The organism is Desulfobulbus oligotrophicus (assembly GCF_016446285.1).
Lineage (GTDB): Bacteria > Desulfobacterota > Desulfobulbia > Desulfobulbales > Desulfobulbaceae > Desulfobulbus > Desulfobulbus oligotrophicus.
Map to the genome: position 1 here is coordinate 1,548,002 of NZ_CP054140.1, position 11,975 is coordinate 1,559,976.

9 protein-coding genes, 1 tRNA gene and 1 pseudogene are annotated in these 11,975 nt (G+C 52.0%); 2 read left to right on the forward strand and 9 right to left on the reverse strand.

The features are described from left to right. Nucleotides 1-6: 6 nt before the first annotated feature. The 5 genes from rodA to HP555_RS06975 all read right to left on the reverse strand — a co-directional run bounded on the left by rodA (nucleotide 7) and on the right by HP555_RS06975 (nucleotide 5,896). Nucleotides 7-1,134 (reverse strand): rod shape-determining protein RodA, encoded by a 1,128-nt coding sequence (gene rodA / locus HP555_RS06955; protein WP_233249285.1) that lies wholly within the window; start codon nucleotides 1,132-1,134, stop codon nucleotides 7-9. Then, nucleotides 1,134-3,239, reverse strand: coding sequence for a penicillin-binding protein 2 (gene mrdA / locus HP555_RS06960; protein ID WP_199264445.1), 2,106 nt, complete (start codon nucleotides 3,237-3,239; stop codon nucleotides 1,134-1,136). The genes rodA and mrdA overlap by 1 nt, the downstream gene beginning before the upstream one ends. Before the next feature lie 27 nt (nucleotides 3,240-3,266). Further along, nucleotides 3,267-3,809: a hypothetical protein gene (locus tag HP555_RS06965; RefSeq protein WP_199260920.1), complete on the reverse strand. Its 543-nt coding sequence runs from the start codon at nucleotides 3,807-3,809 to the stop codon at nucleotides 3,267-3,269. 83 nt (nucleotides 3,810-3,892) lie between these two features. Further along, nucleotides 3,893-4,777: a rod shape-determining protein MreC gene (gene mreC, locus HP555_RS06970; protein ID WP_199260922.1), complete on the reverse strand. Its 885-nt coding sequence runs from the start codon at nucleotides 4,775-4,777 to the stop codon at nucleotides 3,893-3,895. Between the two features lie 81 nt (nucleotides 4,778-4,858). Beyond that, entirely contained in the window at nucleotides 4,859-5,896 is a 1,038-nt protein-coding gene (locus HP555_RS06975; RefSeq protein ID WP_199260924.1) for a rod shape-determining protein, read from the reverse strand. A gap of 223 nt (nucleotides 5,897-6,119) precedes the next feature. Here HP555_RS06975 and HP555_RS06980 point away from each other — a divergent pair. Both HP555_RS06980 and HP555_RS06985 read left to right on the forward strand, forming a co-directional pair. Continuing rightward, nucleotides 6,120-6,195, forward strand: a tRNA-Ala gene (locus HP555_RS06980). A 1,228-nt stretch (nucleotides 6,196-7,423) separates the two neighbouring features. Beyond that, complete coding sequence (locus HP555_RS06985; protein ID WP_199260926.1) at nucleotides 7,424-8,779, forward strand: IS5 family transposase; 1,356 nt, start codon at nucleotides 7,424-7,426, stop codon at nucleotides 8,777-8,779. 12 nt (nucleotides 8,780-8,791) lie between these two features. Here HP555_RS06985 and HP555_RS06990 read toward each other — a convergent pair whose 3' ends face one another. From HP555_RS06990 to HP555_RS07000, 4 genes and pseudogenes are all read right to left on the reverse strand, one after another. Continuing rightward, nucleotides 8,792-9,352, reverse strand: a complete 561-nt coding sequence (locus HP555_RS06990; protein ID WP_199260928.1) for a DUF2971 domain-containing protein — start codon at nucleotides 9,350-9,352, stop codon at nucleotides 8,792-8,794. Nucleotides 9,353-9,488: 136 nt separating this feature from the next. Further along, nucleotides 9,489-9,911 (reverse strand): tyrosine-type recombinase/integrase, encoded by a 423-nt coding sequence (locus tag HP555_RS14275; RefSeq protein WP_408639826.1) that lies wholly within the window; start codon nucleotides 9,909-9,911, stop codon nucleotides 9,489-9,491. Beyond that, nucleotides 9,868-9,972 (reverse strand): annotated as a pseudogene (locus HP555_RS14355) (GMP synthase (glutamine-hydrolyzing)); the annotation flags it as partial. The pseudogene HP555_RS14355 and the gene HP555_RS14275, both read right to left, overlap by 44 nt. Nucleotide 9,973: 1 nt before the next feature. Then, nucleotides 9,974-11,974, reverse strand: a complete 2,001-nt coding sequence (locus HP555_RS07000) for a hypothetical protein (RefSeq protein WP_199260930.1) — start codon at nucleotides 11,972-11,974, stop codon at nucleotides 9,974-9,976. Nucleotide 11,975 lies beyond the last annotated feature (1 nt).

Below are 11,975 nucleotides of genomic sequence, written 5' to 3' on the forward strand. Positions count from 1 at the left end.
ATCAGGTTACTGCTGACCGCCCTGCACAGGAAAGCTGCGCATCCGTACATTCATGATAAGACCAATGGCCGCCATGGTGGTCAGCAGCGAAGACCCACCGTAACTGAAAATAGGCAGCGGTACACCAACCACCGGTAAAAAGCCCATTATCATAAACAGGTTGATCAAAGCCTGCCAGAAAATCAGGGCAACACAGCCAAAGGCGAGAATAGAGCCCAGCTTGTCTTTGGCTGACATCGCCACATTCAATCCCCAGATCAGCAAAAAGAAATAGCAGCTGAGCAGAAACAGAGAGCCGGCAAAACCCCACTCCTCAGCCCAGATCGCAAAGGCGAAATCCGTATGTTTTTCCGGTAAGAATTGGAGGTGCCCCTGTGTACCGTCGAGGAACCCCTTGCCGAACATCTTGCCACTGCCAACAGCGATTTTAGACTGCTCGATCTGGTAGCCGTGGTTCATGATATCAGCCTCTGGATTGAGGAAGGTCTCAATGCGTTGGCGCTGATAATCTTTGAGCAGGAATTTCCATGCGAAAACAACACTGCCAATAGCCATGGAGCCGAGAATGACCAGGGTTGTCCAGCGTAGCCTGACATACAAGGTCATGGAAACGAAAAGGATGCAGCAGATGAGTGCCGTGCCGAGATCCGGCTGTTTAAGAATCAGCACAAAGGGCAGCGCTATAAGAATCCCGGGTTTGATAAGATCACGCAGGCGGTACCCGCCCGGCGCATCGGTTTTGGCAAAGCAGGCAGCGAGTACGAGAATGAGGGAGAGTTTTGCCGGTTCAGAGGGTTGGAGGTTGAAAAAACCAAGATCAATCCAGCGCTGGGCTCCGGATATGGGATTGACGAACAGCAGGGTGTACAACAGTAATAGCAGGATGGCCGCATAGAGCGCATAGCTCAGTTTGATGACTTTATGGTAGTCATGAAAAAGGATGAGGAGCATGGTTGCTAGGCCGAAGGTAAAGAAGAGCAACTGCTTGTAAAAGATCTGTGAGGCTCCTTTTTCGGGGATGTACGTCGAACTGTACAGGTTGATGAAAGACAGAGTGGCGACGATGAAGAGCATCATCAGCATGACCCAGTCAAAATTTTGCAGAAGACGTCGGTCAAAATGAAACATATTCATTACTGTCGAGCCTCGTGAGGTTGCCCGGGGGGATTGATTCTGTCAGGATCAGTGTCCGCCGGTGAGAGGGATTCCTGATCTGCTATCATGTCTTGTGAGAGAACGACCTGGCTCCCCGATCGGGTTGACTGAGGGGGCTTACTTTCGTCCTGCTCGGCAAACTTGTCGTTGAAGTACCTGTTGAGCAGCTTGCCGGCAACCGGGGCTGCTGCTGAGCCGCCATGGAGACCGTGTTCAACCAGGACGGTGACGACCACTTCGGGATTTACAGCCGGTGCAAAGCAGGTGAACCAGGCATGATCCCGGTACTTGTAAGGGATATCCTCTTCCTTCAGATGCATATACTGGGCAAGACGGACCACCTGGGCAGTGCCGGTCTTGCCGCCGACGATGATTCCGTGCTCAGGATTGACCTGAGCTTCCCGACCGGTCCCTCTGCGACTGTTGACAGCATCGATCATACCTTCCCGCACCCGTTTCAGGTTGCGTCCCTGCCCCTGCATTCTGGCAAGAACTTCAGGTTGAAAGGCACTGACCACCTGACCATCCGCGTTGATCACCTTTTCAACCACTGCGGGTTTAAACTGCGTTCCACCATTGGCAATAACAGCGGTCATCTGGGCAACCTGCAGGGGTGTGGTCAGGTCGTATCCCTGACCAATGGAGATCGAGAGTGTTTCCCCCTCATGCCACTTGACATTGTATTTTTTTCTTTTCCAGTCGGAACTCGGTATAATACCAGGTTTTTCGTGTTCCATTTCAACGCCGGTTTTCTCTCCCAAGCCGAACATTTTAGCATATCTGGCCAGTCGGTCAACGCCCAGCTTAAGACCAACGGTGTAGAAATAGACATCGCACGATTCAGCCAGAGCCCGGCGAAGACTGACACTGCCATGCCCTCCTCTTTTCCAGCATCGATAGGTCCGGTTACCAAACCGCATGGATCCCGGACAGAAAACCGGGGTGTCCGGCGTGATGACACCTTCAGCCAGGCCGGCAAAAGCAGTGACCGTTTTGTAGGTTGATGCAGGCGGGTACTGGCCCTGCACCACCTTGTTGATCAGCGGATGGAGCGGGTTGTCCAGCATTGCTTTCCAGGATTTCTGGGAAATACCGCCGACAAACTCTTCAAGATGAAGTTCCGGAGCACTGGCCAGGACAAGCAACCTGCCGGTGTTTGCTTCCATCATGACCACGGCACCGGCCCTGTTGTTTGCGGTCATTTCTTCTTCAGCGACTTTTTGCAGTTCAACATCAATGGTCAGGTGGAGATCATTGCCGGGCATGGGCTCGTCTCCCTTCAGGGTTTGCTGTTCAAACCCCAGGGCATTGACCTCCATGTTATCATGGCCTTTTTCGCCCCGCAAATCGTATTCCCGCAGGCGTTCCAGCCCCATTTTTCCTATAAGATCGCCACCTCTGTACAGGGTCTTATCCGCTTTGTCCAATTCATCTTTGTTGATTTCCCCCATGTACCCAATCAGATGAGAGGCCAGATTGCCGTAGTGATAGATGCGTAGCGGTACAACCTGGATTTTAATTTCAGGGAGGTGCATACGGTTGTTTTCAATCCTTGCCACGGTTTCCCAATCGATATCTTCAGCCAGCCGAACAGGGATATGGCCGGGTGTACCTGCCATTTTACGGATCTTTTCAAGTAAGGTGGTGGTGTCCTGCTGAAGCAGCCGTGTAAGATGTTTGAGCCACTCATCGTTGATCTTGTTGCTTTCCCGTATCCAGACGACATTGAATGACGGTCTGTTGGTGACAATCTCCCGGCCTTTACGATCGTAAATGTTTCCCCGTGGAGCGGCAATTTCAATAGAACGAACCCGGTTGGAATCGGCTTTCCGGCTGTACTGCTCTCCTTTTTCCACTTGCAGAGACCAGAGACGGCTGACAATAATCGCAAAGAAAAGGACGACGAGAATAAGGGAGGAGAGCGCTTTTTTTCTGTAACCACTTAAATCGCTTTCATCCCTTTTCGGGAGCTGCGGATGTTTGTCACCGGATGTCAACTCCGCATCCAGTAGGGAATCGACCCTTTTACGGTTCTGTTGACCAGGGTGTTTTGTGTTGCTGCGTAAATGAGTTCTGACTGTCACGTCATTACCTGCACAAATCGAATCGTTTCACGTTGTCCGTCGGCGGCGGTTATCACTGCGTAACCGCAATTTATTGCGAGGCAGAAAATTTCGATGAGAATATTTCTGCAGAAGATCAAAAAGAAAAAATAACGGGTACGTTGCACCGGCAACGAGGACCATGTGGATAACCATTTTCCACCAGGCCCAGGCAGCCTGTTGACCTGGAGCAAAGAATTCCAGGAAAAGATAGAGTGCCCAGGAAACGGCAAGATAGATCAGGGATATTAAGGGGATCTGGTATAAAAGTTCATTCACAGGCAGTTTTGAGGATATCTGCTGCAGGAGAAAGTATCCGCTGAAGCACGACAGAGCATAGGTTCCCAGCACTGTTCCGGAGAGAACATCAAGGACACACACCAGTGGAAAGAGGATAAGCAGGCTGCGCACCAGATCAAGACGGAGGGCAAGATAGGCGACAAAGACATAGTGTAAATCCGGCGAAAAAGATGAAACCGGGGAAGGCATGAAGACTGTGGTCTGCAGCACCACCAGTAAGATGCCGGCAAGTATAAAAAATACAACAACCATTACCACTTTTCCCTGATTGTGCCGGTACCGGCACTGTTCACATAAAGATGTCAGGCTATGCGTTGAGGAGACGGATTGAACGATTACTGCTGTTCCATCTTTTCGATTTCACTGGACTTCGGTTGCTCAAGTATCAGCAGATTCTCCAGTTTCTGATAATCCACCGAAGGCGTCACCTCAATTTCATGAAACATACCGCGGGATTTTTTAATGATTTTTGAAACAACCCCCACCTGCAGACCGGTTGGGAAAACCCCTCCGTAGCCGGCGGTTACCACATAATCCTGTTCTTCAACTTCAGCTGTCTTTAAAATATATTCAAGACGATAGGTCAGCGTGCCATTCCCTTTAAGGATACCACGTACACGGGATTTCTGCAGGAGAACATCAATGGCGCTTGACGGTGCGATTGCCAGCAGGACTTTTGCGTAATTGGGCGTGACGGCAAACACCTGCCCCACCACACCGTCACTGTTGATCACCGGATCTCCTTTGGTTATGCCCTTGTTCGCTCCCTGGTCGATAATGACGGAGCGGTACATTGCCGACGGATCTTTACCAACAATGGTGGCAGGGACAGACTGCTGCTGATCAAGGGTGTTTTTGAACTCCAGCAGCCGGCGCAAACTGGCGTTGGTTGCCAGAGCTTCGCGGCTTCTGTTGAGCAGGACCTCTTTGTCCTGGAGTTGTTTAAGGAGTCGCTTGTTTTCTTCAGAAAGACGCAAGCTATCCTGAAGGATATCAACATACTCCCTTTTAAAGGTTTCGACGTGATTACTGCTTACCGTGACTATCTTCTGCACTGGGCCTACCATTTCAAGGACCAGTTTATGGAGTGGTCCGAAGGTCTGGCTGCTCAGTGTGGAGAACAGGAAGATGAACGCCAGGGTCGTCAACAGTCCGACGAAGATGATGATACGGAAGAGCCGGTAACGGTCGCTCCGTTTTCGGTTGCTTTTTTTTCTCATGAGAGAGGAATAACAGCGGAAACCATTGCAGCGGTAAAGTGCAGGGCAAGATGCCCTGTCCCGGAATGTGTCACCAGTGAACTACTCGATGGCGATTTCTCTCAGGATACTGATGTTATCCAGGGCGCGTCCTGAACCGAGAACCACTGAGGTAAGCGGGTCGTCCGCCACAATGATCGGCATGCCGGTTTCAAGTTTCAGCCGGGTATCAAGATTTTTCAGCAAAGCACCTCCACCGGTGAGCACAATTCCCTGATCAACAATATCAGCTGCCAGCTCCGGTGGTGTCTGCTCAAGAGCGATACGCACGGCATCAACGATGACGTCGACCTGTTCGGCAATGGCGGACAGAATCTCTTTAGAGGTGATGGTGAGGGTTTTGGGAATACCGGCGACCAGGTCGCGTCCCTTGATCTCCATGGTCTGGTAGGGCTCTTCCGGCATTACATCGCCGATGGTATTTTTGATCATTTCGGCAGTACGTTCACCAATGGCAAGGTTGTGCTTGCGTTTGATGTACTGCAGGATGGAGTCATCCATCTTATCACCGGCAACCCGGACAGATTTCGAATACACAATGCCGGCCAGTGAGATAACCGCTACTTCGGTTGTGCCGCCACCGATGTCAACAATCATGTTGGCTGTCGGTTCTGTGATGGGCAGGTTGGCGCCAATCGCCGCAGCCATCGGTTCTTCTATCAGATAGACCTCCCTGGCTCCGGCGGATTCGGCGGTGTCCCGTACAGCCCGTTTTTCCACCTGAGTGATGCCGGAGGGCACGGAGATGATGATCCGGGGGTGCACCAGAGTTCGTCGATTATGGGCCTTGTTGATGAAGTACCGCAGCATGGCTTCGGTCACTTCAAAATCAGCGATAACTCCCTCTTTCATCGGGCGGATGGCAACAATGTTTCCCGGGGTGCGGCCGAGCATCTGCTTGGCTTCCATGCCCACCGCCAGTACCCGGTTACCCCGAGCGTCTTTACGTACAGCCACCACCGATGGCTCACGGAGTACTATACCTTTTCCTTTGACATACAGTACAGTGTTTGCGGTTCCAAGATCGATGGCCAGATCATTGGAGAGCCAACCAAAAAGAAAGTTAAGCGGAGAAAACATTCCGGTAGCACCTATAGATAAGGAGTAGTGGCGGTACCTGCCTTCACAAGAACGATGTGGGAAAATCCGGGGCCGCCATAATGGTCGTCATGGATAAATAAACGGTGTACATTACCAGCTGAACCCCTGCTTGGCAATTGATATGGTGCATGTTTGAAAAAGAATTGAGAAAAACTTGACAGCTTCTGATGAAGCATGGTACATGGTTGAAACCTTGACGTAAGGGGCTATAGCTCAGCTGGGAGAGCGCTTGAATGGCATTCAAGAGGTCACCGGTTCGATCCCGGTTAGCTCCACCATCAGACTTTACAAACCCGCCTTTCTTGAACAGGAAGGCGGGTTTTTTTATTGGCCGTTGATAGCCGTCGTGATACGCCATCATCAGAAATTACCAACAGATCCCTCGCTGTCTTCTCAGCCGTCTTGGCGCAGAAGCTCAGCCGAGCCGTCTATTTCATGCTCAAGAACCGGCAGGGGTTCAGTCTACAGAAATTCCTGATCGTATGATCGAGGGGACGGGCGAGCCTGGCTCTGACTCCGGCATGCAATGGTACGACCAAGTCGTTTTGAATGGAACGGCACGAGGGTATGTGATTGTTTCTGGGATGCAGCAACACAATCCTTGCTGCAACTACCCGGCCTTCTAAGGGTTGGGCCTCGGCGTCATTGTGCGGCCTTTGCGCGAGACAGGATGCTTTCAACAAGTGGGCGAGGAAATACTTGTTGAACTGTCGTAGGATCAGCACGGATTTCCTGAGCGGCTAAGAAATTGGTTACCTCAAAGCGAACTTGATCAATAGCAGCCACTCGTACTGCGCCCTCGCTTACAAGGCCACCGAAGGAGTTGCGAACTTTCACCCAAATATAATACTTGGGATAGGAAATGCCGGTTTGGGTAGGCCTTTGGCGAAGAAGTTCATAGTCGACGCGTGGTGCCTGAAAATATGATTGAAGGTCACGGACTAACAGGCTGGAAAACTGACCTGAAGTGGGGACGTTTGCCTCTATGTGCGAACTCGCAATTGGATCTCCGCATGCCGAGCTGCAGAAAGCAATAAAACAAGCCGCGAGAAATATCATGAAGTGTCGGAGCATAGTATCGCTGTCTTTTAAGAGGCCCAACGTTCCGGTTCAGGCGCGCGCGGCTTTATGCGCGTCGCCTGCAACCGGTTGTTAGAGCGCGGATAAGCAGAACCTACCATGCAGCGCGCTCTGGAGCAGGTAGATCATGCTCGTGACATAGCGAACGCGCTGCCTCAAGAAAAGCCGCTGGTGCGCTTGGGTGCACGAAGACAAGATCAACAGTTGTGGAAAGCTGGATGGGTGGCGCGAACACTCGGAAGTCCGGATTGTTCTCGGCTTCAAAGTGATTATTTCGAAAGTGCTGCTGGTCTAATCCTTCGACGATAGGATAGTCGTCCGTGAAAAACTCTTAATATTCTGAAATATATAGATAAATGATGAAAAGTATAGCACTGTAAATTGCAGGATATTGCACTTTTCCCCTTCAATTTCTGGTGATTTTCGATGCAGCCGAAGAAGCAGATTTCCAGCCCCCAGTTGGACATGTTCCGTAACCGTCTGGAGAGTATTCTCAACCATCGTCATGAGTTGTACCAGCTAAGCAGACTGATTGACTGGGGAGTGTTTGAAAGCGAGTTTGGCAAGCTGTACTCTGAGGAAGGCCGGCCGGGGCTCCCGATTCGTTTGCTCGTAGGCCTGACCTACCTGAGTCATGCGTTCAACACGTCGGACGAAGAGACAGTACGGCGGTGGGTGGAGAACCCGTACCATCAATATTTCTGCGGGGAAGAGTACTTTTGTCATGCGTTACCGATCGATCCGTCTTCGTTGAGTCGCTGGCGGAAGAGGATAGGTGAGCAGGGATCGGAATTGATCCTGAAGCTGACTGTGCAGGCGGGCTTGGCGAGTGGAGCGGTTGCACCGACGAGTTTGGCGCGGGTCATTGTTGATACGACTGTTCAGGAAAAGGCCATTGCGTTTCCGACCGATTCACGATTGTACAACCGCAGTCGGGAACGACTGATCAAGTTGGCTGCGGTTTGGGGCATTCGTCTTCGGCAGAGTTACTCCCGTCTTGGACGTCAGGCCTTGTTGAAGGCCGGCCGGTATTTTCACGCCCGCCAAACCCGAAGAGCCCGTCGGGAGGTAAAACGGCTGAAGACCTATCTGGGCAGGGTGTATCGGGACATTGTGCGCAAGATCGAAGGGCAGCAGGCGCTTGGCCCTGTTTTTCATCCGGAGCTTATGCTGGCGGGGCGGTTGTTGACGCAGCAGAAACAGGACAAGAACAAGCTCTACAGCCTGCATGCACCGGAAGTCGAATGCATTGCCAAGGGCAAGGCACACAAGAAGTACGAGTTCGGGGTCAAGGTGAGCGTGGCCACCGCCAATCGAGACAACTTCGTGGTGGGCATGTTGGCTGAACCTGGCAATCCCTATGATGGCCACACCCTGGGCAGGGCCATTGAGCAGGTGCAGCGGATCACGGGTTGTTTGGTTGAGCGCAGCTTTGTTGACCGGGGTTACCGTGGTCACAACCTCAAAGACCCGCAGGTCTTGATCTCCGGTCGCAGACAGGGGATGACGCCGCAAATGAAAAAAGAACTGAAGAGGCGCAGCGCTGTTGAGCCGGTGATCGGTCACATGAAGACGGACGGCAAGCTTGGACGCAATTACCTGCTGGGTACGTTGGGTGACACCATCAATGCCCTGCTTTGCGGCGCAGGGCACAATATCCGCCTGATCCTCAAGAAGTTGAGGGAAAGGTTGTTTCTTCTTTTTACCGGATTGCTTTTGGTCCTCTGGTGCCGCTTCGATGGGCAAAAAAAGGGTGCCGGAGCGATCGTCCCGGCAATATGAAAAAAGGCTTTTTCAAGGACGACTAGGATACATTGCGACCGCGCGAACTTCGCTTTCGTGTTCGAAGATCTTGTTCTTATGCGTAATGTACTCGAGCATGTTGAGTGTAGGCAGCCGCTCGGTCGTGTAGTCGATGTATCGGACGACTCCGATATCTACGTACGCCGGGAGTGCCGCCCGTAGCTTCGACACGGTCGTCCGTACCGCCACCGACTCTGAGTTGTCCGCGTAAAGGGTCCACATTTCAGGATTGAGGGCATCATTGAGATGCCAGCAGCTCACGTAGTAGCGTGTCCGGAATGCGGCGGCAACCCGAGATATGAGCTGTCGGTTGTGCTCGATCGTGCGTCTTTGCTCCTCTGATGCGGCGCCGTCCACTAGCGCCTGCCAGTAGTTTGAGCCCCCCACCGGCTGCGTACCTTCCAGAGGATCGCCGAGGTGCGCGGCGTTTGGCATGAAAAGGCGACCTTCTTTCACCATCCATTCAAACTTGTGCCGAGTCAGGAATCGCCAAATCGGAGCATGAGGGTTGGCAGGTTGCGGAAATGCGGGATGGTGAACTTGCTCGACCATGAGGAGGTGCCAGCACTCCGCGCTCTAACAAGGTATTAGCTGGACGGAATCGTCCAGCTAATACATTCAATAGTATTGCTAATGATAATAGCACAAAAACATGTCAAATCTATTATATTTCACAATGAAATGATGCTTAAAAATCCAATGGGCTTTTTGCCTCTTTTGCCGTCTTGCCTGGTATGCAGTGGGTATACATCATCGTTGTTCTCACATCGGTGTGGGCCGGCATCGTTTGGATTGTCCGTATGTCGTAGTCAGCTTGTAAAAGATGGGTCGCGAAACTGTGGCGAAAAGTGTGCGATTTAACGCAGTTAACGAGTTTTGCCATCCATACGGCTCTTTTCAACGCGCCCTGAACGTGCGATTCATGCAGGTGATATCGTCTCCATTCTTTTGTTCCTGGAATCGGGGTCAGTTCCTTTTGCGGCAGCAACCATTGCCGGATGAAATATTTTACAGCGGCCGGATACTTCTTTTCGAGTGAACCGACAAGAAATACTCCGGCATAGCCTGTTGCCCATGACTCCCACGGTCTGGATGGGCAAAAGCACGGCAAAGGACTGCCACACTTTGCGGTACCAGCCGCTGTCCTCCATCTCTTCCAGGACAAGGGTATCCTCAACCGGGCAAGAGAATGTCGGCTTCGTTAATGGTAACCAGAGCCTCTTCCTGATACAGCTGGTTTAAGAACTGTTTGTGCTGTTGCCAATCGATACGACCGTCTCGTTCCAGGGCTGCCTGGTATGTTGCTATAGAGGTGGGCTGCTCAAGCAGACGGAGTGTGGCTCGGTAAAAGCTGTGGGGTATGGTGATGATGCCGCTGCCGGTGAACAGACAGACCGTGCGTTGGTAGGGGATCGGCTGTTGTTCGCTGGAGCTCAACTGTTGCAGCAGGGGGAGGAGGTCAAGATAATCCTGCTCGTGTATACTCATGCGACTGCGGTCGAGCTGCACCTTATCGGCATCACAGAGCGCGGGGCGGGTACTGGTTTCCGGTTCAGGTGCCAGGGTGAGTTTGTTGACACTAAACCGGATGAGATCTGGCAAAAAGGGTGGTCGGCGCAGTGAACTGCTGCCAAGTTCTTTGCCCAGTTCCTGGATAATGGAGACCAGTGGTGGTGCCGCGAAAAAAGTGGTTGCTTGCTCGTCTGCCAGATAGGGTTTGAGGACTGTTGACAGGATCTGCAGCCATTGGGTCTCCATAGAGGCCAGTAGAATATGGAATAACTCATGGCAGTACTTTTCGATCAGTTCAAGAACCAGCAGGAGGGCCTCGTGTTGGACCAGAAAATCCTCTTCTGCCTGTGGGACCAGTAAGCAGAGGTTATCGACTGGGAAACGATAACGAATTCCCCTGTCAACCTGCTCTTTTAATAAAAGAAATTGAGAAAAATCACGCGGATTTTTCTGGTGCTCCTCCCAGTACCGACTGGCTATGTCACTGGAGAGATGATCGTAGCGCACATGCACCGGAAGCCCCTCACGTATCATTCGATGTTTAAAGAGGAGGATAGCTTTGATCTCCTCTTCCAGGTCGCGGGTGGACAGGGTTGGATGATAGCGGCTGAAGAAGATCTCTATCCGGACCTTACCGTTAAAAAACTCGGCCACAGTGTGCAGGTTATCTTCCATGGCTGCAAGTTCATAAGTATATCCCCGCTTGATTCTCTCCCGGTGCGTATTCACGGTCACCTCTGGAGAAAATTCGAATATCGGTCGCGTGTTTTCCCAGTGAAAGGCGTACTGATACAGCTTAAGAAACTCCTCATCAAGAAGATGCCAGGCCCCATAGTTGAGGGTAAAGTGGCCGCGCAGATCCGGATCATCACCAATGGCCTGAAACAAGGTTTTGATCATGACAGGGTCGTTTTCGTAGCAGAGATAAAGCACCGTGGTCCACTGTTTGAGCTGATGCAGGTCGGCAAGGGTTGAGGGGAGAGCCCGTACAATGGGGAGGGGGCGACCGGAATGAAGTCGGAAGGCATGACGGCTGCCGCCGCAGTAGGCACAGTCAAAAATACAGCCGCGGCCAAGCAGGAGGGGGAAGCCGAGCTTGCTGTTGATTTTATCGATATAGATATCAGCGTCGAGCAGATGTGAACAGTCGGTAAAGGTCAGCTGATCAAACAACTTTTGGTCGATTAACCACGTGCTATCGTTGCGTCGTACTGTCCCTTCCGTATCTCTCCAGACCAGATTGGCAATTGATTGCCTGGCGTGGCCTTGAACAAGTTGCAACACCGGTTCTTCCGGATCGCCGGTCACGACACAGTCAAGCGCCGGGACACTGCGCAGAAGATCGTCAGCAAAATAAGAGGCTGTGAACCCGCCTGCAAAGGTCAAAACCGTGTTGCTCCAGTTCCGGACCAGCTGCAGGGCTTCCAGCAGGCCATGGGCTGTTTCCTGCCAGTGACAGGCCAGCCCGACATGGGTGGGTTGCAGTGTGGTGAGCACCCTGGTGAGTTGTTTGTGCAAGGTATCCTGAGAGTAGAGTGCCGGATTAAACAAACGGGTTTCGACTCCCTGTCTGCTGAGAAGGTCGCAGAGACCGAAGCATCCCATGGGGATGTAGAAGAAATAGGGGCTGGCACAGTTGATGAGCAGAAGGCGTGGTGACATT